Annotated in this window: 25 protein-coding genes and 2 pseudogenes; 9 read left to right on the forward strand and 18 right to left on the reverse strand. The window is 64.8% G+C overall.

Translation table 11 applies throughout. The features are described 5' to 3' along the window. The first annotated feature begins 17 nt into the window (after positions 1-17). A complete protein-coding gene (locus tag NVV79_RS15690; protein ID WP_303991316.1) occupies positions 18-902 on the forward strand; it encodes a GyrI-like domain-containing protein in 885 nt (294 codons plus the stop codon). A 32-nt stretch (positions 903-934) separates the two neighbouring features. Here the strand turns inward: NVV79_RS15690 and greA are convergent, their stop codons facing one another. Next, positions 935-1,417 (reverse strand): transcription elongation factor GreA, encoded by a 483-nt coding sequence (gene greA / locus NVV79_RS15695; RefSeq protein WP_303991317.1) that lies wholly within the window; start codon positions 1,415-1,417, stop codon positions 935-937. A gap of 82 nt (positions 1,418-1,499) precedes the next feature. Further along, positions 1,500-1,937 (reverse strand): peptidylprolyl isomerase, encoded by a 438-nt coding sequence (locus NVV79_RS15700; RefSeq protein ID WP_303991318.1) that lies wholly within the window; start codon positions 1,935-1,937, stop codon positions 1,500-1,502. 219 nt (positions 1,938-2,156) lie between these two features. On the opposite strand from NVV79_RS15700, the pseudogene NVV79_RS15705 reads away from it, so the two are divergent. Next, positions 2,157-3,375: pseudogene (locus tag NVV79_RS15705) on the forward strand (MFS transporter). Here the strand turns inward: NVV79_RS15705 and NVV79_RS15710 are convergent. Then, positions 3,372-4,727: an MFS transporter gene (locus NVV79_RS15710; protein WP_303991319.1), complete on the reverse strand. Its 1,356-nt coding sequence runs from the start codon at positions 4,725-4,727 to the stop codon at positions 3,372-3,374. The pseudogene NVV79_RS15705 and the gene NVV79_RS15710 overlap by 4 nt on opposite strands. Before the next feature lie 229 nt (positions 4,728-4,956). On the opposite strand from NVV79_RS15710, the gene NVV79_RS15715 reads away from it, so the two are divergent. Then, positions 4,957-5,994, forward strand: coding sequence for an ABC transporter substrate-binding protein (locus NVV79_RS15715; protein WP_303991320.1), 1,038 nt, complete (start codon positions 4,957-4,959; stop codon positions 5,992-5,994). A 37-nt stretch (positions 5,995-6,031) separates the two neighbouring features. On the opposite strand, the gene NVV79_RS15720 is transcribed toward NVV79_RS15715, so the two are convergent. After that, the gene (locus NVV79_RS15720) at positions 6,032-6,328 is read right to left on the reverse strand and encodes a hypothetical protein (RefSeq protein ID WP_303991321.1); all 297 of its coding nucleotides are present in this window, start codon (positions 6,326-6,328) and stop codon (positions 6,032-6,034) included. A 108-nt stretch (positions 6,329-6,436) separates the two neighbouring features. Between NVV79_RS15720 and NVV79_RS15725 the strand changes: the two genes are divergently transcribed. After that, the gene (locus tag NVV79_RS15725; RefSeq protein ID WP_303991322.1) at positions 6,437-7,042 is read left to right on the forward strand and encodes a 5'-methylthioadenosine/S-adenosylhomocysteine nucleosidase; all 606 of its coding nucleotides are present in this window, start codon (positions 6,437-6,439) and stop codon (positions 7,040-7,042) included. On the opposite strand, the gene NVV79_RS15730 is transcribed toward NVV79_RS15725, so the two are convergent. After that, positions 7,034-7,369, reverse strand: coding sequence for a hypothetical protein (locus tag NVV79_RS15730; protein ID WP_303991323.1), 336 nt, complete (start codon positions 7,367-7,369; stop codon positions 7,034-7,036). The genes NVV79_RS15725 and NVV79_RS15730 overlap by 9 nt on opposite strands. 723 nt (positions 7,370-8,092) lie before the next feature. Here NVV79_RS15730 and NVV79_RS15735 point away from each other — a divergent pair. Beyond that, positions 8,093-8,446, forward strand: a pseudogene (locus tag NVV79_RS15735) (cell wall hydrolase); the annotation flags it as partial. 18 nt (positions 8,447-8,464) lie between these two features. Here the strand turns inward: NVV79_RS15735 and NVV79_RS15740 are convergent. Both NVV79_RS15740 and NVV79_RS15745 read right to left on the reverse strand, forming a co-directional pair. Next, positions 8,465-8,938 (reverse strand): hypothetical protein, encoded by a 474-nt coding sequence (locus NVV79_RS15740; protein WP_303991324.1) that lies wholly within the window; start codon positions 8,936-8,938, stop codon positions 8,465-8,467. An 86-nt stretch (positions 8,939-9,024) separates the two neighbouring features. Then, complete coding sequence (locus NVV79_RS15745; RefSeq protein WP_303991325.1) at positions 9,025-9,555, reverse strand: DUF2076 domain-containing protein; 531 nt, start codon at positions 9,553-9,555, stop codon at positions 9,025-9,027. A 177-nt stretch (positions 9,556-9,732) separates the two neighbouring features. On the opposite strand from NVV79_RS15745, the gene NVV79_RS15750 reads away from it, so the two are divergent. Beyond that, positions 9,733-10,143 carry a hypothetical protein gene (locus NVV79_RS15750; protein ID WP_303991326.1) on the forward strand — a complete coding sequence of 137 codons (411 nt, stop codon included), beginning with the start codon at positions 9,733-9,735 and terminating at the stop codon, positions 10,141-10,143. A 50-nt stretch (positions 10,144-10,193) separates the two neighbouring features. On the opposite strand, the gene NVV79_RS15755 is transcribed toward NVV79_RS15750, so the two are convergent. From NVV79_RS15755 to NVV79_RS15775, 5 genes are all read right to left on the reverse strand, one after another. Beyond that, positions 10,194-10,466, reverse strand: coding sequence for an EscU/YscU/HrcU family type III secretion system export apparatus switch protein (locus tag NVV79_RS15755; protein ID WP_303991327.1), 273 nt, complete (start codon positions 10,464-10,466; stop codon positions 10,194-10,196). Then, positions 10,463-10,855 carry a flagellar hook-length control protein FliK gene (locus NVV79_RS15760; RefSeq protein ID WP_303991328.1) on the reverse strand — a complete coding sequence of 131 codons (393 nt, stop codon included), beginning with the start codon at positions 10,853-10,855 and terminating at the stop codon, positions 10,463-10,465. Before NVV79_RS15760 ends, NVV79_RS15755 begins: the two co-directional genes overlap by 4 nt. Continuing rightward, the gene (locus NVV79_RS15765; protein WP_303991329.1) at positions 10,822-12,168 is read right to left on the reverse strand and encodes a hypothetical protein; all 1,347 of its coding nucleotides are present in this window, start codon (positions 12,166-12,168) and stop codon (positions 10,822-10,824) included. The genes NVV79_RS15760 and NVV79_RS15765 overlap by 34 nt, the downstream gene beginning before the upstream one ends. A gap of 93 nt (positions 12,169-12,261) precedes the next feature. After that, on the reverse strand, positions 12,262-12,933 hold the full coding sequence (locus NVV79_RS15770; protein WP_303991330.1) for an exopolysaccharide biosynthesis protein: 672 nt from the start codon (positions 12,931-12,933) through the stop codon (positions 12,262-12,264). Between the two features lie 96 nt (positions 12,934-13,029). Further along, a complete protein-coding gene (locus NVV79_RS15775) occupies positions 13,030-13,776 on the reverse strand; it encodes a glycosyltransferase family 2 protein (protein ID WP_303991331.1) in 747 nt (248 codons plus the stop codon). A 214-nt stretch (positions 13,777-13,990) separates the two neighbouring features. Here NVV79_RS15775 and NVV79_RS15780 point away from each other — a divergent pair, with 214 nt between their 5' ends. Continuing rightward, positions 13,991-14,803, forward strand: coding sequence for a FecR domain-containing protein (locus NVV79_RS15780; protein WP_303991332.1), 813 nt, complete (start codon positions 13,991-13,993; stop codon positions 14,801-14,803). Between the two features lie 3 nt (positions 14,804-14,806). Here NVV79_RS15780 and NVV79_RS15785 read toward each other — a convergent pair whose 3' ends face one another. After that, the gene (locus tag NVV79_RS15785) at positions 14,807-15,307 is read right to left on the reverse strand and encodes a DUF1993 family protein (RefSeq protein ID WP_303991333.1); all 501 of its coding nucleotides are present in this window, start codon (positions 15,305-15,307) and stop codon (positions 14,807-14,809) included. A gap of 79 nt (positions 15,308-15,386) precedes the next feature. Here NVV79_RS15785 and NVV79_RS15790 point away from each other — a divergent pair, with 79 nt between their 5' ends. Continuing rightward, positions 15,387-16,214, forward strand: coding sequence for an ion channel (locus tag NVV79_RS15790; RefSeq protein ID WP_303991334.1), 828 nt, complete (start codon positions 15,387-15,389; stop codon positions 16,212-16,214). 3 nt (positions 16,215-16,217) lie between these two features. Here the strand turns inward: NVV79_RS15790 and NVV79_RS15795 are convergent, their stop codons facing one another. From NVV79_RS15795 to NVV79_RS15815, 5 genes are all read right to left on the reverse strand, one after another. After that, complete coding sequence (locus NVV79_RS15795) at positions 16,218-17,156, reverse strand: ATP-binding protein (protein WP_369684748.1); 939 nt, start codon at positions 17,154-17,156, stop codon at positions 16,218-16,220. 91 nt (positions 17,157-17,247) lie between these two features. Continuing rightward, positions 17,248-18,918 (reverse strand): hypothetical protein, encoded by a 1,671-nt coding sequence (locus NVV79_RS15800; RefSeq protein ID WP_303991335.1) that lies wholly within the window; start codon positions 18,916-18,918, stop codon positions 17,248-17,250. After that, a complete protein-coding gene (locus NVV79_RS15805) occupies positions 18,918-19,154 on the reverse strand; it encodes a hypothetical protein (RefSeq protein ID WP_303991336.1) in 237 nt (78 codons plus the stop codon). The genes NVV79_RS15800 and NVV79_RS15805 overlap by 1 nt, the downstream gene beginning before the upstream one ends. Beyond that, positions 19,138-19,521 carry a response regulator transcription factor gene (locus tag NVV79_RS15810; RefSeq protein ID WP_303991337.1) on the reverse strand — a complete coding sequence of 128 codons (384 nt, stop codon included), beginning with the start codon at positions 19,519-19,521 and terminating at the stop codon, positions 19,138-19,140. The genes NVV79_RS15805 and NVV79_RS15810 overlap by 17 nt, the downstream gene beginning before the upstream one ends. Positions 19,522-19,580: 59 nt before the next feature. Further along, the gene (locus NVV79_RS15815; RefSeq protein WP_303991338.1) at positions 19,581-21,203 is read right to left on the reverse strand and encodes a helix-turn-helix domain-containing protein; all 1,623 of its coding nucleotides are present in this window, start codon (positions 21,201-21,203) and stop codon (positions 19,581-19,583) included. Between the two features lie 178 nt (positions 21,204-21,381). Between NVV79_RS15815 and NVV79_RS15820 the strand changes: the two genes are divergently transcribed. After that, complete coding sequence (locus tag NVV79_RS15820; protein ID WP_303991339.1) at positions 21,382-22,740, forward strand: substrate-binding protein; 1,359 nt, start codon at positions 21,382-21,384, stop codon at positions 22,738-22,740. Positions 22,741-22,890 lie beyond the last annotated feature (150 nt).

Raw genomic sequence — 22,890 nt, forward strand, 5'->3', positions numbered from 1 at the left:
CCACGAAGGAACCGAGAATGACGGCAGCGCTTGAAAACTACCATGCCCGGATGCAGCGGGTGCTGGACTATATCGACCAGCATCTCGATGGCGATCTGGACCTGGAAACGGTCAGCAAGGTCGCCGCCTTTTCGAAGTTCCATTTCCACCGGCAGTTCACGGCGACTTTCGAGTTGTCCGTGCATCGCTATGTCCAGCTTGCCCGCATGAAGCGGGCTTCCCACCGGCTGGCCGTCAGGGGCGCCCAAAGCGTCACCGATATCGCGATGGATGCCGGTTACGATGCGCCCGATGCCTTCGCCCGCGCCTTTCGGCAAAGGCTGGGGCAATCACCGTCCTCGTTCCGGAAATCTCCCGACTGGGAGCCGTGGTTGACCGCCTTCGGGCCTCTGGACAATGCGAGAAGCAAACTCATGCAGGTCATCTTTGACAATGACGACGTAACCATCCGCGACGTGCCCCCGACGCCGGTGGCGATCCTGGAGCATCGGGGCGACCGGTCGACAATCCCCGACACAAGGCAGCGCTTTACCGCCTGGCGCAAGGCGGCCGGCCTGTCACCCGAGACCAGCCCAACCTTCATGATCTTCCGCTCGGAACGAACGCCCGCGGTGCCGGCCGATTACAGCATGGACCTGTGTATCGGCACCGACCTGCCGATTGCGCCCGATGACGACCAGATGAAGCCCGGCATAATTCCCGGCGGGCGCTGTGCGGTGCTGCGCTATCCCGGCAATACCACCAATCTCGAGCCGGCCGCGCTCTTTCTCTATCGCGACTGGCTTCCGGCCAGCGGCGAGGAAGCGCGCGACTTCCCGATGTATAGCCGGCGCCAGCTCGCTCTCATCCCCAATGTCGAGGCGCATGAAGTCGTGCTGGAGCTGTTTCTGCCGCTGAAATAGCGGCTGGATGACAGCGCGCGGGAGGGCGAGATCTAGCCGATCGTCACGATCTCCACCTCGCTCCCGCCGACACTCGCGCCATCCCCCACGCCCTTGCCCAGCAGCGCCCGCGCCATGGGTGAGGCGAAGGACAGCGTGCCCGCCTTGGGATCGGCCTCGTCCTCGCCGACGATGTGGTAGGTCTGTATGCGGCCATCGTCGCGTTCGAAGGTCACCGTGCTGCCGAAGGCCACCACGGCGTTGCTTTCCGGCGCCGGCACCACCTGCGCAGTGCGCAGCCGTTCGGTGAAATAGCGCAGGTCGCGGAAAGGATTGGCAGCCTGGCGGCGTTTTTCGTTGATGTCGTCGATGGCCATGGCGGCTTCATAGGCGGCCCGGGCCTCGGCCAACTGCCGTTCCAGCGCCGCGAGGCCACCAGCGGTAACGAGGTTGGGGCCCTGCGGGATGGGACGGTCGGGCAGCATGGTTTCCGAGGCTGTCTCGGCACTGTCTTCCTTGGTGAAGGCGACGCTCACTGGTCTGTTCCTGTCTTGATGCAGGCATGATAGGGCCCGCGACGCGGGGCGTCACGGGCCATTGGCATTGTGTCCGGCGCGATCAGGCGGCCTGGACGATCTCGACCAGTTCGACGTCGAACACCAGGTCCTGACCGGCCAGCGGGTGGTTGGCGTCGACCCTGACGCTTTGCTCGTCCACCTCCACCACGGTGATCGGCAGCACGCCGCCATCGGCGGTGCGGGCCTGGAGCTGGGTGCCGGGGCGCACATCGATGCCCGAGGGCACCTTGGCGCGGTCCAGCGTCTGGATGGCTTCGGCGCGATGCGGACCATAAGCCTCGGCGCAGGGAATGGTCACGGTGCTCTTGCTGCCCGGCTCCATACCGGCGACATGGGCTTCGAGCCCCTTGATCACCTGGCCCAGGCCAATGGTGAATTCCAGCGGCTCCCGGCCTTCGGAACTGTCGAACTGCGTCCCATTGGTCAGGCGCCCGGTATAGTTGATACGGACGACGTCGCCCATCTTGGCTTCCGTCATGGCTGTTTCCTTCTGTGAATGCGGGCGGATTGCTCGACGCCCTTCCAGTGAGGCCGCGCTTTCGGCGCGCGACAGCGAGGGTCCAATGTAGGGACTGAGGCTCAGATGTAAACCGCTGCGGGCCAAATGGTCGGTCGCACAAATAAATCTCGCAGCGCTGTCGTGCCGGCTACCCTTCGCTCGTCTAGCAGATAGAATGCTGCGCGAGGGATACGCAAAATGGAACGGAATTACGGTTGGGTCATCGTCGGCGCCGGTGCGCTGATCACCTGTCTGGCAATGGGCGCGATGTTCGCCCTGCCCGTCTATCTGCAACCGATGGCCGACGAGACCGGCTGGACACGGGCCGGCATTTCCGGCGCCATGACCATCGGTTTCATCGTCATGGGCGTGGCGGGTTTCCTGTGGGGAACCCTGACCGACCGCATCGGCGCGCGGCCGGTGGTGCTCATCGCGGCGACGACGCTGGGCCTGGGCCTGTTCATCGCCAGCCGGGCCAATGACCTGCTGGTGTTCCAGATCGCCTATGGCGGGCTGGTCGGCGCCTCGGGTGGCGCCTTTTTCGCGCCGCTGATGGCCACTGTCATCGGGTGGTTCGACAAGCACCGGAGCCTTGCCGTCTCGCTGGTCTCGCTCGGTGGCGGCGTCGCGCCCATGGTGATCACGCCGCTGGCTACCGTACTCATCGAGCAGATGGGCTGGCGCAATGCGATGATGACGACCGCCGTGGTGGCGACGGTGCTGATCCTGCCGACTGCCATGCTCATCCGTCGCCCGCCTGCTGCGGTGGGTGAGGCTGTAGCCGCGGATGGTACGGCGGCCGTTCCGGCCGAACGCCCCCTCCATTGCCAGCGTGTTCCGCAAGCCGCAATTCATCGTGCTGGCTGGCGTGTTCTTCCTGTGCTGCGCCGCCCATTCGGGCCCGATCTTCCACACGGTGAGCTATGCCATGCTGTGCGGTGCCTCGGCACTGGCGGCGGCCAGCATCTATAGCGTGGAAGGCGTGGCGGGCCTGTTCGGCCGCCTGCTATTCGGCGTGCTGGCCGACCGGCTGGGCGTCAAACGGGTCATCGTCGGCGGGCTCGTGCTGCAGGCCGTGGGCATCTACACCTATATCTATATCGGCGAGCTGACCCAGTTCTACATGCTGGCCATGGTGCTGGGCCTGGCCTATGGCGGCGTCATGCCGCTTTATGCCGTGCTGGCCCGCGACTATTTCCCGGCCCATGTCATGGGCACGGTGCTGGGTGGCATCACGATGACGTCGAGCATCGGCATGGCCTTCGGCCCGGTGGGCGGCGGCTGGATCTTCGATACGTTCGGCGATTACCAGTGGCTCTATATCAGCTCGGCCGGCATTGGCCTGGCCGCGGCACTGGTGGCGCTGACCTTCCCGCGACCATCGGCACCGCAGGAAGGCCAATTGCAACCGGCTTAAGCAGGACTGGCGGCCGGGGCATCCCCTCCGGCCGCGTCGTCGTCATCGGAGCCCTTGGCGTAAAAGGCCGAGAGCTGGCGGTATTGCGGCGAGTTGAACGCCAGGATGGTCACCAGCACGCCGAAGACGCCGGCCAGCGTGAACACCAAGGCAATGCCGCGCTCCGGCCCGGTGCCGAACCAACTGCCGATGACGTCCGCGCCGGCGCCGTCGGTCATCAGCGGAATGAAGTAGAACTGGGTCAGCGGGCCGATCAGGAAGGCGGTCAGCGGCGAGGCCGACTGCTCGATGGACTGGGCGAAGCCGAAGACGCGCCCCTGCCGCTCCAGCGGCACCACCTTCTGCAGCGTCGTATGCTCGGCCGCCTCGGCATAAGGCCCCAGCAACATCCAGACGAACATGCCGCCCGCCAGCAGCCAGATCGAGGATTGCAGCGTGAAGATGCAGCAGACCGACCAGGTGATGACATTGACCATGAGCAGGGTCCGGAGCGGATTCTTGCCCAGCCCGGTCTTTGAAATGACGATGCCGCTGATGATGAAGGCTGTCGACAGCACGCCGAACAGCAGACCCCAGACCTCGACCGACACCAGCGAGAGCCCATAAGCGTCGAGCAGCGCCATGAAGACGCCGCCGAGGAAATTGTTGAAAGTGGCAAAGAAGATCAGCGCGAACAGCCCCGGCACCGCCGCGATGACGCGGATCGTGCCTCTGATGTCCACCGTCTTCGGCGCAGCCGGTTCGCCCGGCACAGCTTCGACGCGGCCTTCGTCGATATGCACGAAATTGAGGTGCAGTAAGGCCAGCAGCGTCAGTGCCAAAGCCAGCAGTATGGTCGCATACATGCCGCCCCAGGCGACCAGGAACCCTGATATCACCGATGTCGTCAGGAAGCCGATGCCGCTGACCATGCCGACCAGGCCATTGGCCTTGTCCCGCTCATCCTCGGGGATCAGGATCGTCACCAGCGTCGGCAGGGCGATGCTGCGGATATTGCCGGCGATGACGCCCAGCATGACGAGGAACACGAAGGCCCAGAGATACCAGCCGTACGGGTCGGTAAAGGCGCCCTCCGGCTCGAGCAGCAGCATGACCAGCGACAGCCCGTAGAAGGCGAAAGAGACGACGCTCGATCCCATCATGGCGAGCTTCTTGGGATTGTGATCGACGATGCTGCCCAGCCAGAAGCCGAATCCGGCGGTGAACACCAGGTAGACGCCGGCGATCATGCCAGTGGCGAAGACCGAGCGTGTTTCGATGAAAACCCAGAAGGTCAGCGCGAACCAGACGGTGAAATTGGTGATGTTGGCCACAAGATTGTTGGCCAGTATCTGATGGAATGGCTTGGTCATCGCGGCTCCTCGGGCGGCCCAAACTATTGGCAATCGAAATTAGTTCAATCCATGACGCGCTGCGCCGACAATTCGTGTCAGCAGTGGCCGTCGCCTGAGGACGCGCCGGAGCGGCTCGATCCGACAGAAGCGGCCCGCCAAAATTGACCGGCCGCTCGCACGCTTATTGCCGGAAACTGCCTGATCATAATAAGATGATTTTTAGACTCATCTTTTATGAAAGCCACCCATGTTCGCAGCTTCGCCCCTCCGCCCGGTGCTCGCCTTGTTCGGCTCGGTCGCTCTTTGCCTGTCACCGATAGCGGCAGCCGCGGCCGAAACCGGCTCAGGCAAGGCCAGTGCCGCCCAGTGCGGCGACTATGCGGCGCCTGCCTTTCCCGACCTTACGCCGACCGTGGCTGGCGAAGGCATTGCCACTGTTGCCTCCGAATTTGGCGCGGTGGAACTCCCCACCGCCCCGGCAGCGGCGCTCGGCATGTACACGACCGATGTCGATATTCTGATCTGGCTCGGCTATCCGCTGACCAGCAGCCAGCCGATCCGCGGCGACAGTGGCTACCAGACCTTCCCCTGCTTCTTCCCGCCGGAGCCGCTCGAGGGGATAACCACCTTCGGCAATTATCCCGAATACAGCTACGAACAGATATTGCGCGCCGAGCCCGACTTCATCCTCAACGGCCTGGGTTATGACGAGGCCGTCAATGAGCGGCTGCCGCAGATCGCGCCGACCTACAGCGTCAACGCCTTCGACGGCCGCTCCTGGCAGGAGCATTTCAGGGAAACGGCCGAAGCGTTAGGGCGCCTCGACCGTTACGAGGCCTGGCTTGATATCTACGAGACGCGGCTCGCCGAGGTGAAGGAAGCCATCGGGGACAATGCCACTGCAGTCGTCGCGCCACTGAGCTATTGGGACGGCAACTTCAACGCCAGTTGCTATGCGGGCGTCGAGTGTACCGTCTTCCGCGACCTCGGGCTGACCATCTTCGAGGGCGCCCTGTCGAATGATGGCGACGGCGTGTCGCTGGGCGCCGAGCAGGCCGGGGAATTCGCCGGCATCGACTACATCTTCACCACTGTCGGCGTCGGCGAAACGGGCATGGCCGATCATGAGGAGCGGATGGCCGACGCTGCCAGGAACCCGGTATGGGCGCAACTGGACTTCGTCCGGAAGGGCCATATCGTGCCGTTCGAGATGGAGATGGTCTATGGTTCGCCGAGTGGCCAGTTGGCCTTCCTCGAAGTCGTGGCCGAGGCGCTGTCAAATTAAGCGCCGCAGCCTCCCCACTCGGCCGCGAATGGGGAGGCTAGGCCCAGAATTTCGGCCAATAGACGTCGCTGTCATAATCGTCGGGGATCGGCGACAATTGCGATATGGCATTGGCGGCAAATTCCACCTGCAGGGCGAAGTGCCGGATTTCGTGGGGCATGGGGCGGCCGGTGATGAATTCGCGGGTGCGCCACTCATCGAGACGACAGGCGCGCAGGCGACGCCGGGCCTCGGCTTCGACATCCTCGACGAGAACGGCTGGCGGTGCAGGCTTGATCACGAGCCGTACCGGCTCCGTCCATTCCCTGCTTTCCTCGATCTCCGCGAAACGCACTTCGGTCCCCTGATGGTTACTCCATTGCCTCAGATTACCAGGGTTCCGTTACGGAACCGGTAACGAAACCGCTTGGCAGGCGGGGGCGTCATGCTAGGTTCCGCGACCATGAGCATCCTCTATGTCATGGCCGTCGAGGCCGAATATGGACCGCATCTGCGGTCGCGCATCACCCCCCTGATAACAGGCATCGGCCCAGTCGAGGCGGCCGTCGCCGCGACGCGTGCCCTGGCCGAGGCGCGCCATGCAGGCGCCCTGCCCGAGATGGTCGTCTCCCTGGGATCGGCCGGTTCGCGCGTGCTGGAGCAATGCGGCCTCTATCAGGCCAGCAGCGTCTCCTATCGGGACATGGATGCCTCCGCCCTAGGCTTTCCCAAGGGCCAGACGCCCCTGCTCGACTTGCCGCCCGTTTTGCCCCTGCACACCATTGCCGGCCTGCCCACGGCCACGCTGTCGACCGGCGCCAATGTCGTTTCAGGCACCGCCTATGACGGTATCGAAGCCGAGATGGTGGATATGGAAACCTATGCCGTGATGCGCGCCTGCCAGGCTTTTGGCGTGCCCCTGCTGGCGCTGCGGGGCATTTCCGATGGCGCAGAGGACCTCAGCCATGTCGATGACTGGCGGCAATACCTGCATATCATCGATGAGAAACTGGCCGCCGCCATCGATCTGATCGAGGCGCAGAACGCTGCCGAGCTGGCGTTACTGTGACTTGCCGCCGGCGGCCTTCTTGTCGCGGCGGGCACGGCTCCAGGTGGACCATTTGCGCGTGCCGCGCACCACGGCGGTATTCACGGGTCCCTGCAGGAACACCAGGTCGAGCGCCAGCAGCAACAGGCCGAGTGGCAGCATCCAGATGCCCAGCACCGGCAGGAAGCTGAAAATGCCGCCCAGCACCAGCAACAGGCCGAGCGGAATGCGGATCCAGCGCGCCTCGGGGCGGCGGATGCGCTCCAGCCAGCGTGCAGCAAATTGGGGTATGCGGCGCTGCAGGCGGTCGAACTGGCGATTGAGGCGGGCACGGCTCTTGGATGCCATGGCGGGTCCCCTCGGCTGATTATTTTCCAAGAATGCATCTGGGATGGCGAAAACGCCAGTCCAAGGGTGACGCACTCACTTTTTTCGCGGGAACCGGGCTTGAAACGCATGCCCGCGCACCATTCACCGGAACTTCCGGCCAATGGGCGAGTTGAGCCAGCAAGTTTCAACCAATCCGGAGCGTCCCCATGGCCAGTGCCGCCAAACGTGCAATCAAAACCATCGAAGACACCGGCGAAGGCGTCTCGGATGCGCTGTTCGACCAGCTTGCCGCCCTGCGCAAGGAAATCGCGGCCATATCCGAGGCCGTCAGCGACTATGGCGGCGATACGCTGGGCGACGTGCAGCACAATGCACGCGCCCTTGCCAAGGAAGTGCGCCACCAGAGCGCCGTCGTGGCGCGCGAAGTCAACCGCCAGGCCAGCGTGGCCGGCAAGGCGATCGGGAAAATCCGGTGCCGGTCATCGTGGCGCTCGGCACCATCGCCCTGCTCTCGGCACTGGTCTTCATGCGCGACCAGCGCTGACGTTTCGTTAACCTTCCCGGTCAGACCTTCCTTAAGTCTGTTGGGGCATTTTCGGTCAAACTTGCACAATTGCAACAGACCGGAGATGCCCCATGGCGTTTACCAAAGCCATATTGCGCGCAGCCGCACTGGCCGTGGCCGCAACGAGCCTGGGCGGCTGCAGTTTCCTGGGCCTCAATTTCGGCATGGCGCAGCTTTCCGAGAAGGAATGCATGATGCGCGCCATGTATTTCGAGTCCAACCGTTCGAGCTCGGAAGGCATGCTCGCCGTCGGCACGGTGGTAATGAACCGCCTCAACGACCCGCGCTATCCCAAGTCCGTCTGCGGCGTGGTGGGCCAGAAGAACCAGTTTGCCCAGGGCGTGCTCACCCGCAAGATGACCGATAGCGGCGCTATCCTGGCATCGCAGGTGGCCGACCAGGTGTTGCGCGGCGCGCGGCATCCCGGCGTGCAGAATGCCCAGCATTTCCACACGGCCGGCCTGCGCTTTCCCTACAACAACATGTATTACGTGCTCGAAGCGGGGGGCAACGAGTTCTACGAGAAGCGCACGCCCGGCACCTTCTGATTACCGGGCCTGCACGAGGGCGCGGCTCAGGAAGAAGCCGTGCCCGTCCTGGCGGGCGCAGGTCAGTCCCCGGCGTTCCGACAGGCACTGGAACGGCCCGAGCGTGACCACATGGTCATAGTCGAATTGCTGGGTCAGCGAGCAGCAGCCGGCGTCGCCGACATTGTCGAGCAGATAGCCCTCGCCCTGCCCGCCGAGAATGGCCCTGATATAGCTGGGTTCGACCCGGTCGCACTGGATTTCGGCCAGCCCGTCAGCCGTCTCGTAGACCGACGTCCCGCCGATCGGGGTGTAGATGCAGCCGATATTGCCCGAGGGCATGACGAATTCGACCTGCCCCTGGTCATTGGCAAAGAACTGCTGAGCCTCATAGGCCTTGGCCGGCACGCCCAGCAGCACAGCCAGGGCTGCGAAGCCGGCGAAAATCAGCAAATTGCGCAGCAAGGCGCGACGCCGTCTGGTAGTGGTGAGCATGGCCATGACCCTCATTGGCGTTGCAATGAGCATGCGTATGGCAGCACCGGCCTGAACCGGTGCTGGAACGCCCGTTCAGCCGCGGTTTAGAAATCGCCGCCGATGTCGAAGTCATCCCCGCCAAAATCGTCGCCACCGGCGTCATAATCCTGATCGGCCGACGGATCGCCGCCGCTATAATCCTGCGCATGCGCGCCGCCCGTCAGCATGCCTGCAATGGCGCTGCCGAGCAGCATGCCGCCCGCCACGCCCATGGCCGTTTGCGCTGCGCCGGCAAGAAAGCCACCGCCCTGCCCGTCCTGCTGGCGATCCCACGGGCCGCGTGAGCGCGCCGGGCGCCGCCTCGGCTCGTCATTGTCGCCAAAGAGGCCGCCGAGAAAGCCACCGGATGGCCGCTGGCTGGCCTCGAGCTGCTCGATGCGCTCCTGCGCCTGCAACAGCGCCTGTTCCTGCACGAGGATGGTCTGGGCCATGTAATACGGCGCCGGAGGATAGTCGCGCAGCCGCTGCTGGATCAGCGCTTCGGCGTCGCGGTCGCGCGGCGGGCTCTTGCGCGCCACGTCCTCGATGCGGTCGAACAGCCCATTGATGGCCTGCTGGTCTTGCTGGTTCGGCATGTGCTCACTCCCGGGTGGCTGGTGATGCAGAAGAAGTGGGAAAGCCATCGCTTCGTTGCAATGGGCGGGTAATCCTTTGGCTGCCTCACAATTGCCATCGCTTCGCCAAAACTTTGCCTGAACTGCCGGTGTAACGAGGTCGTGATCGGTAAACTGCCGACATCACAGGGAAAAATCATGAACACGAAGCTCCTCCTGCCTTTTGCCGCCGCCGCCCTGCTCGCCCTTGCCGCCTGCAGCAACCCTGAATCGGCCGACGATGCCGCGACCGATACCGCGCCTGCTACCGAAGTCGCTCCGCCGGCCGAACCGGCTGCTGAAGCCGCCCCCGAGGCTGCTCCGGAAGTTCCGGCCGAGCCCGCCATGGCCCCGGCCGCCGACGCGACCACGATGACGCCGGAACAGGCCATGCAGGCTGTCCAGGCCCAGGCCGCAACCCTGACCGACGAGCAGAAGACCGAGACCATCGCCGCCGCCCGCAAGGCCGCCGAGGATGCCGCCAAGGCGCAGGGTCTCACCGACGAGCAGGTCAAGCAGGCCGGCGACATGGCCGAGCAGGCCACCAAGCAGATGCTTGGCGTTCAGTAACCTCGACGTTACGTGTTAAATAAGCCCCGCAAGCCTCTGGTTTGCTGGGCTTATTTTTGTGTGCTGACCCGCAGAACGTAGCCGATGACGATGGCCACGGCCTCGTAAAGCTCCAGCGGAATGGTCTCGTCCAGTTCGACGCCAGCAAGCGCTTCGGCCAGCACCGGATTGGTCTCGATGACGACCCCGTTTTCCTGCGCCAGTTCGACGATGCGATCGGCCAGCAGGCCGCGGCCCTTGGCGATAACGCGCGGTGCCTCCCGCGTGCCCTTCTCATATTGCAGCGCCACGGCCAGCGCGCGGGGTTTGATCTCATCGGTCATGTGCGCGAATCCACGAAATGGCCCGATGCCGCCGCTGGTGCCGCTGGCGGCTCGCCATGCCGCACCAGCACGGCGCCCGGTTGCAGGCCCGCACCGGCCAATGCCTCCCGCAGCGCCCCGATCTCGGCATCCAGCGCGGCCGACGCCGCGGGCTCGGTCGCCCAGAGCATCACCCCAACGGAACCGGCCCGCAGCGTGACCTGCGCGCCGACCTCGCCCATGTCAGGCAGATTCAGTGCAAAGCGTAGCTGCCAGCCACGCTCGGCGGCACTCTCGGCCTCATTGTGCTGGTCGCGATGGATCTGGAGCTGCATCAATGTCTGGTGCGTCCCCACCGTGACGGGCAGGTCCAGGCTCAGATCCGCCGTGCGGCCCGTCGGGTCGGGCAAGGAGGCATGCTGGTGCAGGCGCATCCGGGCCAGCGCCGATTCGGTGCGTTCGAGCAATTGCCGGCCGATCTCGTCCGGTGCCGCATTCGGATCGAGCGGCGGCGCCTCGTTGCCGCGTGCCCGCGGGATGCTGCCGCGCAGCGGGGCGGAATCTGGGCCACCGGAGCCACAGGCGCCTGCTGGCCCAGCCAGGAGGTCAGCGCATTCCGCAAGGTCAGCAAGGCCGATTTCATGTCCGGCTGCAAGAGGCCCTGCCCCCTGGCCAGATTGGCCTCCTGAAACACGCCCGATCCACGCATGGCTGCTTGCAGCGCCGTGCCGTCGAAGCGTGCGCCATCGATCGCCACCCGCCCGGCCAGCACCTGCTGTGCCGCCCGCGCTACCGGTTCGGGCAGGATCACCCGGCCGGCAATGGCGGAAAGCGCCGTGGTCAAAGCCGTGATCGAACCCTGCCGCGGCACGGCGGCCTGCACCATTTGAGCCAGAGCCGATTGCGGCGTTGCCGGCGGCGGCGCGGAGGGTTGTGGAGCGGCATTTCCCGGCGGCGCGTGAGCCGTCGCATTGGCGGTGACCGTCGTCGCCACGACCGGACGCACCGGGCCGGCGACGGCAGCAGGCGCAGCCGGTTGTGGCGGCGCCGTCGCCGTGGCGGCAGCGGCTGCGGCCAGCGGATTGGGTGGAGCGGGCATGGCCGCTTGTGGATAGGTCGCAGCCGGCACTGGCGCCACTGGCATGCCGGCAGGCTGGGCGACAACGGGTTGGGCAGTGGCTGCCGGAATTGGCGCCTGAGATGCCAGAACCGCGGGGGCGGCGGCGCTAGGCGACGCCGTCACCGCGGGCGGGGCAGCCGGAGCTGGTGCGGATGGAATGGTGGTCTGCATCGCGACAGGCTGCGGCGGCGCCTGCATCACCGCTTGCGGAACTGGCCGGGCGATAGTGGCAGCAGGCGGCACGGGAGCATTCCCCGGCGGCGGCGCAGGCGCAGGATTGCCTTGCGGCACGGCTACGCTCACCTGCGTGGCCGGTATGGACTGCGCGGGTGGCGTGGCGGCCGGGCTTGTTGCCGGCAGCAGCGCGAGCCGCAACTGCGTACCGGCGCCCTGCACTTCCAGTCGGATGGTTTCCCCAGCCCTGGCCGGCGTCGGCAGCATCAGGTTCAGCAATTGTCCGCGGATTTCGACCTGGGTCAGGCCATTGGCACCGGCACCGACAATCCTTGCGTCCAGCACCTGCCCCGACTGCAAAGCCAAAGCCTGCAGCACGCCGGGGCGGGCCGCCGTGACGAACTGGGGCAATTGCGAGGGGATCGACATGGCGTTCCGGCCCTCTGCCGCACCATGCGGCAACCCATTCTAGCGCAGCGGAAACACCAGATGATTCCCGCCTGCCAGGAAACTTAACACGAGCTAAGCAAAGGCCAGCGTGATTCCCAACAGATTGCCGAGCACGAACAGCGCACCCCAGAGCAAAGCCAGCATCACGCCCCAAACGATCGCCACCGCAGCGATGGCGCAGGCGACGCCGATGCCGATCCAGATGCCGTCACGCTCCAGCACCCCCAGCGCCAGCACGCAGATGGTGAAGGCCGGCAGCATATTGCCCAGCGGAATCGGCAGGAACAGGATGATCGAGAGCACCAGGCAAATGGCGCCCACCAGATATTCGGCCGGCGGCATGGCCAGCCATTCGAAGCGCGGCCGCATCAGGCGCTCGGCCTTGGCCAGCCAGGGCGCTGCCAGGTCCACCACCTTCTCGAAATCGACGCGCGACAGCGAGCGGTCGGTGATGATGCGCGGCAGCCAGGGCCGGCGGCCGATCATCAGTTGGAACGACAGGAAGATCAGCGGCGCGCCCAATATGGCCGATACGCCGGGCGGCACCGGGATGGCATTGGGCACAGCGAAGATGAACATCAGCGCGCCGATGGCCCGGTGCTCCAGCGCATGCAGCAGGTCGGCGATGGAAATGCGCTCGCGATGCTGGCCTTTGGCGATGGCGGTCAGGATGGCGGAAAGCCGATCAGCGCCGTCGGGCGGCGGCACGTGGCCAATGCGGATGGTCGGATCGTCGTCGGCCATGCGTTCGGTCCCGGTCTGTCTCACCACATTGATAATGCGGTCCGCGGCGTCACGCTAGCCAGGCCGTAGTGACCAAACCGGCCGACCACACTCGCGTCAGTCGGGGCGGATATCGGTATATTGCTTGGTGGCCGGCTTGCCGCGGAAGGTCACCCAGAAGAAATTCAGGGTATAGGTGCCCGCGGTGCGGAACACGCCTTCCTTCTCCAGCCGGCGGCCCGAGGTCATCATCTTGAGCGCAAAGGTCCATTTGACGCCGCCGACCTTGGAGAGCCGCACGGCAACGTCGGTATCTTCGCCGAAGAATTCGATGGAGCGGTCATAGCCGCCGACCTGTTGCCACGATGCGCGCTTGAACACGAAATTCCCGCCCTGCACCACCGAGCCGACGCGCAGCACATAGCGATTGAGCACATAGATCAGCCAGGTGAGCCCGTAGAACATGCTGACGAGGAACCGGCTCCAGGCGCTCATGTCGTAATAGACATAGGGCCCGCTGAGGCAGACCAGCTTGGGGTCGCGCGCGAATTCGCCGAGCACCGTGTCGAGCCAGCCTGATGGCACGATGGTGTCGCTGTCGATATTGGCAATCAGCTCGAACCCTTCGCTGGCGGCAAAGCCGGCGTCGCGGGCATTGACCAGGCCCTTCTTGGGTTCGTCCACCACCCGCACCGTGGGGAAGCCGCGAGCGATTTCACCCGTCCGGTCGGTCGAGGCATTGTTCACCACGATGATCTCGGCATCGGCGCCGGAGCGGGCGATTTCCGCCACCACCGATTCTAGGCATTTGCCGATCAGCGCCTCTTCATTATAGGCGGGTATGACGAAAGCCAGTTTTCTCATGGCTGCCTCTTGCTGGGCCGAGGGCGGATTGCCCAATCGCCAGCAAATAGCCCCTGCCCGACGCAACGGCAACAGACGGCGGCGGGTTTCCCGCAGCTTAGGCGCGGCCGGCGGACAAAATCGCCTGCTTTCCGAGATCGTCCGGCTTTGCTAGGCTGGCCGGGCAGTATTCTCGTTCATTCAGTGTTCAGTTGCGGATTGCGACAAGCGGGCCATGATGAAACAGCTTCTGTTCAGACACTTGCTTGTCCTTCTGCTGTCGGCCGCGGCGCCCGCCGCCTTTGCCGCCAATGAGGGCACGGCTGTCGGGGTGAACCCCGATGCGGTGGCACAGATCAACTCGACCGATCGCATCCTGGCGGTCGGCGCCGATGTATCGGTGGGCGAGAGGATCGTTACCGGTCCGTCCGGACAGGTGCAGATCATCTTCGACGACGATACCAGGCTGGTCGTCGGTCCGCGCAGCGCGCTGCTGATCGAGACCTATCTGATGGCCAGCAGCAATACCGCCCAGCAATTGACCATCAACGCATTGGGTGGTTCGTTCCGCTTCATCACCGGCAACAGCGCGAAACCGGCCTATACCATCAAGACGCCGACCGCCGCCATCGCCGTGCGCGGCACCGAATTCGACATCATCGCCGAGCCGGCCAGTACCAGGGTCATGCTCTATGAAGGCGCCCTGCAGATCTGCAACGCCGGTGGCGTCTGTGAGGAACTGACGCGGCGCTGCGAAGTAGCCGTGGCGGCCCGCGATCAGGTGAACCTGTTCGTGCGCAACGACCCATTGCGCCTGCCGCTGAGCTACGAATTCCGCTATGCGCGTTTCCAGGCGCCCCTGCTGCCGCCCTTCAGGGTCAGCGGCGCTGCCCTCTGCGCCGAGCCGCCGCTGGAGGAATCGAGTGACGAAAGCTCGAGCGGCGGCACGACGCCGACCACCCGCCCGACAAATCCCACCACCACGACCCCAACGCCCCCGACAACAACGCCGACACCGACGCCAGGGAACCCCACGACCCGTCCCTGAGTCTCAGCCGATATAATCGCGCTTGCCTATCGGCACCCCGGCATGGCGGAGAATGGCGTAGGCCGTGGTGACGTGGAAGAAGAAGTTCGGTAGCGCCCGCTCGGTCAGGTAGGCCTGGCCCGACATGGCGACATCCTTGCCGCCCAGCTTCAGTGTCACCTCGCGCGCGTCGCCACCGTCGAGATCTTCGGGCTGCACCGTCGCCAGCAGGTCGAGCGCCTTGCGGATGCGGGCGCGGAGTTCATCGAACGTCTCTTCGGTATCGGGCCAGGACGGAACCTCCTTGCCCGCCAGGCGCGACACACAGCCCTTCACATGGTCGGTGGCGATCATCACCTGTCCGCGGAACGGAATCATGTCGGGCGCCAGCCGCATATTGGACAGCACCAGCATATCGACTTTGCGCTCGGCCGCATTGGCCTCGGCCTTGTCCATGACGGCCAGCAGGTTGGTCAGCATGCGGGTAAAGATCGGCACGGTCATGCCGTAGACGGAGATGGTCATCGCAAAGTCACCTTGATTGTCGCGCCCCGAACGGGAACAGTGTTCTGCGCCCGCCATTGATGGCTGGCAAGGCGGTTGTATGAGCAAGCAACAAGACAAGCCGGTGAACGGCGACAATGACGAGGAAATCGGGGGCTTTGCGCGGCTGCGCTCGACCTTGCGGCTGCTCTACCATAGCCAGGCGCCCGGAGCGCAGCGCTTCCAGGCCGCGGTGCTGGTGGTCGACCTGGCGATCATCGCCTTCTTCATCGCCACACCCTTGCTGCGCAATGACGACTCGTTCCTGTGGATCGACTATTCCATCGCCGCCCTGCTGCTGGCGGACCTCGTGGCGCGGGCGCTGGCATCCACCGATATCCTGCGCTGGCTGCGGCAGATGCCTGTCATCATCGACATCTTCATCCTGGCCACACTGCTGGCGCCGACCTGGCTGGTCAATCTGGGCTTCCTGCGCATCATGCGCCTGTGGACGCTGACGCGCATGAACACGTTCTGGCGGCCGTTGCGCAAGCGCGGGCTCGGCCTCTATCAGGAACCGGTCCAGGCGGTGATCAACCTGCTGGTTTTCCTCTTCGTGGTGACCGGCTTCGTCTATACGGCCTTCGCCAATCGCGGCAACGCGCCGAGCATCGAGGGCTATATCGATGCCCTCTACTTCACCGTCACCGCCGTCACGACCACCGGTTTCGGCGATATCGTGCTGCCGGGCACCTGGGGCAAGCTGGCGTCGATCGCCATCATGATTACAGGCATATCGCTGTTCGTCCGGCTGGCGCAGGCGATTTTCCGGCCGGCCAAGGTGCATTTCCCCTGCCCGCAATGCGGCCTGCAGAAGCATGAGCCGGACGCCGTCCACTGCAAAGCCTGCGGCCACCTGCTCAACATCCCCGATGAGGGGCACCACTAACCCCTACTTCATCACCGCCAGCCGGATGCGGAAGCAGGCGCCGGGCAGCGGCCCCGGCACGAGGTCGAGCGAACCATTCATGCGGGCCACGATCTGCCGCGAAATGGCCAGGCCCAGGCCCGCCCCGCCCTGATCGGCCACGCCACCGGGACCACGCCAGAATTTTTCGAAGATCAGCTTGCGCTCGCGCTTGGCGATGCCCGGCCCATTATCGGCGATCTCGGCCACGTAATTGCCCGCCTTGACCGACGAGGATAGGCGAATGACCGGCTTGTCCGAGTCATTGTATTTCACCGCATTGGAGATGAGGTTGATGAACACTTGGCATAGCCGGTCCGCATCGCCCTCCACCATGGTCGGCTGCGCGCGGTCGCCCAGTTCCACCTTCATGCCGCGCTGGCGCAGCAGCGCCTCGCAGACCGCCAGCGCCCGGTCGAGTGCGGCTTCGGCATCGATGGGCACATTGTCCCAGGTTCGCTCGCCCCGCTCCAGTGCCGACAGATCGAGGATTTCGTCAAGCAGCTTGGTCAGGCGCAGGCTTTCCTGGTGGATGGTGGAGACGAAATGCTGGCGCTGCCCCACCTCGATATCGTCGCTGTCGAGCAGGATTTCCGAGAAGGAGCGGATCGAGGTCATCGGCGTGCGCACCTCGTGGCTCACCTGGCTCAGGAATTCGTCCTTCTGGCTGTCCAGTTCGCGCAGTTGCGCATTGGCATCCTCGAGCTGGCGCGCGGTCGAGCGCAGTTCGGCCGAGGTCTTTTCCAACTGCTGGGAATATTCGATGACCTGCTGGGTCTCGTCGGCCATCTGCATCATTTCTTCCAGCGACACTTCGCTGCCCGAAACCACCTTGGACAACATGACATGGGCCGACGCCGCGCCGATGGAGCCGGCCAGTTCGCGCTCCAGCCGGCCGATAAACTGGGGCGACGGCTCCAGCATGTCGGGTTCGACGCCGCTGTCGCGCGCCTCGGTCTCGAACAGTGCCGCGGCGCGGCGCTCGCCCAGCACGCGCTCGGCCACGAAGAACAGGTCATTGGCGGTGGCCGAGCCGCGCACGAAATTGCCGCGCGTGGTCTGGCCCCGCCTGAACACATCGACAAAGACGCTGGCCTGGATGCGTTCGAGGGCCGACTGGTTGGTCAGGAGCGAACCCAGCGTCAGTGTCACCACATTGACCAGCAGGCTCCAGAACGCGGCATGGGCCAGCGGATCGATCCCGTTGAGCCCGAACATGGCTTCGGGGCGCAGCCAGGAAATACCCCATGGCCCCCCTCTCCAGCAGCATCGCCACCTGCGGCGAGACCGATTCGAACGAGGGCAGGAAGCTGCACCACACCCAGAACACGAAGCCCGCCGCGATGGCTGCCGTGGCCGCCTTGAGCGAGGCATCGCGCCAGAACAGGGCGGCGATGACAGCCGGGAAGAACTGGGCAATGGCGGTGAAGGAAATCAGCCCGATAGGCGCCAGGGCATCGGAATCGCGGGTGAAGAAGAAATAGAAGAAGCCCAGCGACAGGATCAGCACGATGGAAAAGCGCCGGGCGATCAGCACCATGCTGGTCACGCCCTGCCCATCGCCGCCGCCCCCCGAACTGAAGCGCAGGATCAGCGGCATGATGATGTGGTTCGAGACCATGATCGAGAGCGCGATGGATTCGAGGATGATCATCGAGGTGGCCGAGGAAAAGCCCCCGATAAAGGCAAACAGCGCCAGCGCGTCCTGCCCGAAGGCCATGGGCAGGGTCAGCGCGAACATGTCGGGATTGGAGCCCGCCGGCATGGTCGTCATCCCGAAGATGGCGATGGGCAGGATGAACAGGCTCATCAGCAGCATATAGGCGGGGAAGGCCCAACTGGCGACGCGCAGGTGGTTCTCATCGGAATTCTCCACCACCGTCACCTGGAACTGGCGCGGCAGGCAGACAATGGCGGCGACCGACAGCGCCAGCGTGGTCAGCCAGCGCGAGTCGAAGGTGTTGCTGGCATCCACCGTAACGCCGGCCTCGGCCGCCTTGCTGAAGATGTTCTCGAAGCCGCCGCCGACAAACACGACGAAGACGCCGACCGCTACCAGGGCCGCCAGCTTCACCACCGCCTCGAAGGCGATGGCGGCGACCACGCCATGATGCTGCTCCTTGGCATCGACATGCCGCGTGCCGAACAGGATGGTGAACAGCGCCATGGCCGCCGCGACGCCAAAGGCCAGGCCCACATCGTCGATGCCCTTGAGGCTGCCGCGGCCGAATTCGGATGAGCCGGCCACCGCCTGGATGGACGATGTCACGGCCTTGAGTTGCAGCGCGATATAGGGCGCAATACCGATGACGGCGATGCAGGTGATGAGTATGGCGAGCCGGTTGGACTTGCCGAAGCGCGACGACAACAGGTCGGCGACGGAGGTGATGCGCTGGTTGTGGCTGATGCGCACCAGGCGCCGCAACAGGAACCACCAGCCGACGAAAACCAGCGTCGGCCCGAGATAGATGGTGAGGAATTCGAGCCCGCTGCGCGCCGCATTGCCGACCGCGCCATAGAAGGTCCAACTGGTGCAATAGACCGAGATGGACAGCGTATAGACCGCCGGCGAATGCAGGAACGAGCGGGTGTTGACCCGCGCCCGCCGGTCGCCGAAATAGGCCAGCACGAACAGCAGCCCGACATAGCCGACCGCCGTGGCGATGACGAAATCGGCCGACAGCATCAGCGTTCACCCTCGCCCTTGTCGCTGCCGGGTTCCTCGCGCGGCAGTGCATGGGTCAGCACCGCCGTGCCGACGATGAGCAGCAGCCACAGCGCGAACAGATAGACGACGATCTGGGGAATGCCGAAATGGGCGATGGGCTGGTCGAACACATAGACCAGCGGCGGCAGCATCAGTGCGGCGCCGAGCACGGTCAGCAGCAGCATGCCGCCCTGGAGCCTAGGCCGTTCCGCCATTTCTACTCAGCAATTGCCGCACTGCGCCGACCACTTCGGCATTGGCGTAGGGCTTGGTGACGAATTCGTCCGCGCCGAATTCCTCGGCGATGCGCCGATCCTGCTGCTGGCCCTTGGCCGTCAGGATCAGCACCGGCAAGGCATGGGTCTCGGCATCGGCCCTGATCTGCTTGAGCACTTCGAAGCCGCTGCGCTTGGGCAGCATGACGTCGAGCACCAGCACGCGTGGCTTGAGCCGGCGCACCGCTTCGATCGCCGCCTCGCCATCGGTCACGGCGCTAATCGTCCAGCCTGCGCGCCGCAGGATGAAGTCGAGCGATTCGAGAATGCTCGGTTCATCCTCGGCGATGAGTATATCGACTGCCAAAATCCCCCCTCAAACGCCTACGGTCTCCCCTCCGCGAGCGATATGCCACTAAATCGCAATCACGCCGGATCGCCAAGGGCCAAATCGGCCGGCAGCAGCGGGGCACCGATTTCGACGCGGTTTCCGCCGGGCGAAAGCGCCTCTTCCTGCCGACTGGCGCAGTTGCGCCGCGTACAGAGCCGGCAGCTCGGCCCCACGGGAATATCCGCCGACAGGTCCAGCAGGTCGAGGCCCGAGGCATAGATCGTCCGGTCGGCATGCAGCACGTCGCAGGCCAGCATCACCGAGGACAAAGCCGGCTGCTCGCGGAACGAGCCGGCCCGCTTCTGCACGGTGCGCGCCAGGAACAGGTAGCGCGACCCGTCCGAGAAACGCACCACCTGCCGCAGGAGGGAATCGGGCTTGCGGAAGGCGCCGTAGATCGCCCAGAGTGGGCAGGCATGGCCGCTATTGGGCAGCAGCAGGCCGGGCAGCGGAAAATGCTTGGTCAGCCTTCCGGCCGGGTCCGAGCGCAGGAAGCCGAAGGGCAGCCCCTCCTCACCCTTGCGCCGCAGGGTCACCAGGCGATGCGCCACCTGCTCGAAGCTGGCATTGTAGACCTGCCTGATATGGTCGATGTCATAGGCTGCGGCCTCGGCATCCTCCAGCACCTTGCTGTAGGGAAAGACCATGGCCCCGGCCAGGTAGGAGCCCACGGCCCGCGCTGCCAGCCGCCGCGCCGTCGGGGTCGACAGGGTAGCGCTTTCCAGCGTGTGGGCGATGGCGTCGGCCGCGGCCAGTTCGCCATAAAGCCGGGCCAGTTGGAATTGCCGCGTCGCCAGCGTGGATGCTCCCTGGAACCACATGACCCGCCGCGCCGCGTCGAACCGGTGCTGGCCGGGAAAATCGGGATCGGGCGGGGGACCGCCCACCACCACCGACACGCCAAACTTGCTGTCCAGCAGTTCGGTCAGCGTGGCGATGCCGAAGGGCCCTGCCCCGACAATCTCGGCCCGCAGCGCATCGGCAACCTGCTCCAGCTCGGGAAAGTGGTTCTCCTGCTCGATGATGAGATCGTCGATCTCCCGCGCCGGCGAGACGCTGCGCCGGCTGCGGCTCGAGGTCTCGAACTGGCCGATCAGGTTGCGCGCCACATCCGACAGCGTTCGCGCGTCGCGTCCAATCGCGGCCAGGAAGCGTCGCCGCTCGGCCTCGTCAAGATCGCTGACATCCTCCAGGATTTCGGCGCTGGAGCGCACGGCGGTAATGCCCGACAGGATCTGGTGCAGCAACTGGCTCAGTAAGGGGTCCGAACGCAGCCGGTCGGCATAGGCATCGGCATTGGCGATGGCGCCCGAATAGGCCCGGTGCAAGCGCGCCAGCGCCGCTGCGCTGGCCGGGTATTGCGCCACCAGTTCGCGCCGCTCGTCCGGGCGAAACGGCAGCGACTCGACCATAGGGTCGGCAAAGGCCTCTTCGAGGTCCTGCAGCAGCTTCTGTTCGGCCCGGCCGGCCAGTTCATCGATGTCGATGTCCAGTTGAGCGGCCACGCGGTTCAATAAAGCGCCGCCGATATCGCGTTTGTTGTTCTCGATGAGGTTGAGGTAACTCGGCGAAATACCGACCAGGCGTGCGAGTGCGGCCTGGGAAATCTTGAGTGATTTCCGCCTGTTGCTGATGCGAAAGCCGATTGGCGCGCGCATGACGCCCTCCCTGCTGTCAACGAATTGACTAATCTTCTGTCTTTCAAGAACAATAATTTACAGAATATCGCTGTAATTACAATGCCCTATTGCCGCCATTTTCTTCTAGGGGCCATAATCCCGCTGCGGTGAGCTGCTGGCCAAGTATCAGTCGCCCCGCGCCAAAAGGAGGAAATCAATGACACTTTTGAAGCGTGGCTTGTCTCGCCGCAGGGTATTGCAGACCGGTATGGCCGGCATTATCGGCTCGGGCATTGCCCCTCTGATGTTCACCAAGGGCGCCTGGGCGCAGGAATTCTGCAACAATCCCACTGGCGACACGGTAACCTTCGGCCTCAACCTGCCGCTGACCGGCGCCTATGCCGAAGAAGGCGCCGACGAGCAGAAGGCCTATGAACTGGCGATTGCCCACATCAACGGCGAAGGCGACGGTGGCCTGATCAGCGTGCTCGCCCCGACGGCCCTCAAGGGCAACGGCATTCTCGGCAAGAAGGTCGGCTATGTGTCGTCCGACAGCCAGACCAAGTCCGACGTCGCCCGCGCCGGCGCCACCCGCATGATCGAACGCGATGGCGCCATCATGATCACCGGCGGCTCCTCTTCGGGCGAGGCCATCGCCGTGCAGGGTCTGTGCCAGGAAATGGGCGTCATCTTCATGGCGGGCCTGACCCACTCCAACGACACGACCGGCAAGGACAAGCGCCGCTACGGTTTCCGTCACTTCTTCAACGCCTACCAGTCCGGCGTCGGCCTCGCGCCTGTACTCGGCCAGGAATACGGTAGCGATCGCCGCGCCTATCACCTGACCGCCGACTATACCTGGGGCTGGACCCAGGAAGAATCGATCAAGGCTGCGACCGAGGCCCTGGGCTGGGACACCGTGGCTGCCGTTCGCACGCCGCTCGGCTCCACCGACTATTCGCAGTACCTGACGCCCATTCTCAATTCGGGCGCCGACGTGCTCATCCTCAACCACTACGGGCTCGACATGGTGAACTCGCTGACCCAGGCGGTCCAGTTCGGCATGCGGGACCGCCAGGCCAACGGCAAGGACTTCCAGATCGTCACCCCGCTCATCTCCGAGCTGATGGCCAAGGGCGCCGGCGAAAGCGTCAAGGGCATTTTCGGGACGTCGAACTGGCACTGGAACCTGCAGGATCCGGGCACGATCGCCTTCACCAAGTCGTTCGGCGCCGCCTATGGCTCCCCGCCGTCCCAGGCCGCCCATACCGCCTATGTGCAGGCCCTGCTCTATGCGGATGCCGTGGAACGTGCCGGCACCTTCTATCCGCCCGAAGTCATCAAGGCGCTGGAAGGCCACGAATTTGACGGCATGGGCAATGGTCCCACGCTCTATCGCGCCGAAGACCACCAGTGCATCAAGAACGTGCTGGTCGTGCAGGGCAACGAGAACCCGTCGAGCGAATATGACGTGCTCAACATCGTGCAGGAAATCCCGCGCGACGAGGTGGCCTATGATCCCGCCATGTTCGGCGGCGAGCTTGGGCCGGCAGAACCGGCACCGCTCTGCGCCTGATGCGACGGGGGCAGGCTCGCGCCTGCCCCTTCACCACCGTCATTGCCCGGTCCGTCCGGACAATCCATTCCGATGCCAAGCCATCGCATGGACCGCCGGGCGAGCCTGGCGGTGACGCTTGCGCAAGGCAGGCACCACCTCGCCGGCGCG

The organism is Devosia ginsengisoli, from assembly GCF_024707105.1.
Lineage (GTDB): Bacteria > Pseudomonadota > Alphaproteobacteria > Rhizobiales > Devosiaceae > Devosia > Devosia ginsengisoli_A.

Coding starts and splice junctions, on each gene's coding strand:
- NVV79_RS15690 (WP_303991316.1), top strand. CDS start 18: ATGACGGCAGCGCTTGAAAACTACCATGCCCGGATGCAGCGGGTGCTG.
- NVV79_RS15700 (WP_303991318.1), bottom strand. CDS start 1,937: ATGACGGAAGCCAAGATGGGCGACGTCGTCCGTATCAACTATACCGGG.
- NVV79_RS15710 (WP_303991319.1), bottom strand. CDS start 4,727: ATGACCAAGCCATTCCATCAGATACTGGCCAACAATCTTGTGGCCAAC.
- NVV79_RS15715 (WP_303991320.1), top strand. CDS start 4,957: ATGTTCGCAGCTTCGCCCCTCCGCCCGGTGCTCGCCTTGTTCGGCTCG.
- NVV79_RS15725 (WP_303991322.1), top strand. CDS start 6,437: ATGAGCATCCTCTATGTCATGGCCGTCGAGGCCGAATATGGACCGCAT.
- NVV79_RS15730 (WP_303991323.1), bottom strand. CDS start 7,369: ATGGCATCCAAGAGCCGTGCCCGCCTCAATCGCCAGTTCGACCGCCTG.
- NVV79_RS15740 (WP_303991324.1), bottom strand. CDS start 8,938: ATGCTCACCACTACCAGACGGCGTCGCGCCTTGCTGCGCAATTTGCTG.
- NVV79_RS15745 (WP_303991325.1), bottom strand. CDS start 9,555: ATGCCGAACCAGCAAGACCAGCAGGCCATCAATGGGCTGTTCGACCGC.
- NVV79_RS15750 (WP_303991326.1), top strand. CDS start 9,733: ATGAACACGAAGCTCCTCCTGCCTTTTGCCGCCGCCGCCCTGCTCGCC.
- NVV79_RS15755 (WP_303991327.1), bottom strand. CDS start 10,466: ATGACCGATGAGATCAAACCCCGCGCGCTGGCCGTGGCGCTGCAATAT.
- NVV79_RS15765 (WP_303991329.1), bottom strand. CDS start 12,168: ATGTCGATCCCCTCGCAATTGCCCCAGTTCGTCACGGCGGCCCGCCCC.
- NVV79_RS15770 (WP_303991330.1), bottom strand. CDS start 12,933: ATGGCCGACGACGATCCGACCATCCGCATTGGCCACGTGCCGCCGCCC.
- NVV79_RS15775 (WP_303991331.1), bottom strand. CDS start 13,776: ATGAGAAAACTGGCTTTCGTCATACCCGCCTATAATGAAGAGGCGCTG.
- NVV79_RS15780 (WP_303991332.1), top strand. CDS start 13,991: ATGATGAAACAGCTTCTGTTCAGACACTTGCTTGTCCTTCTGCTGTCG.
- NVV79_RS15785 (WP_303991333.1), bottom strand. CDS start 15,307: ATGACCATCTCCGTCTACGGCATGACCGTGCCGATCTTTACCCGCATG.
- NVV79_RS15790 (WP_303991334.1), top strand. CDS start 15,387: ATGAGCAAGCAACAAGACAAGCCGGTGAACGGCGACAATGACGAGGAA.
- NVV79_RS15795 (WP_369684748.1), bottom strand. CDS start 17,156: ATGCTGGAGCCGTCGCCCCAGTTTATCGGCCGGCTGGAGCGCGAACTG.
- NVV79_RS15800 (WP_303991335.1), bottom strand. CDS start 18,918: ATGCTGTCGGCCGATTTCGTCATCGCCACGGCGGTCGGCTATGTCGGG.
- NVV79_RS15805 (WP_303991336.1), bottom strand. CDS start 19,154: ATGGCGGAACGGCCTAGGCTCCAGGGCGGCATGCTGCTGCTGACCGTG.
- NVV79_RS15815 (WP_303991338.1), bottom strand. CDS start 21,203: ATGCGCGCGCCAATCGGCTTTCGCATCAGCAACAGGCGGAAATCACTC.
- NVV79_RS15820 (WP_303991339.1), top strand. CDS start 21,382: ATGACACTTTTGAAGCGTGGCTTGTCTCGCCGCAGGGTATTGCAGACC.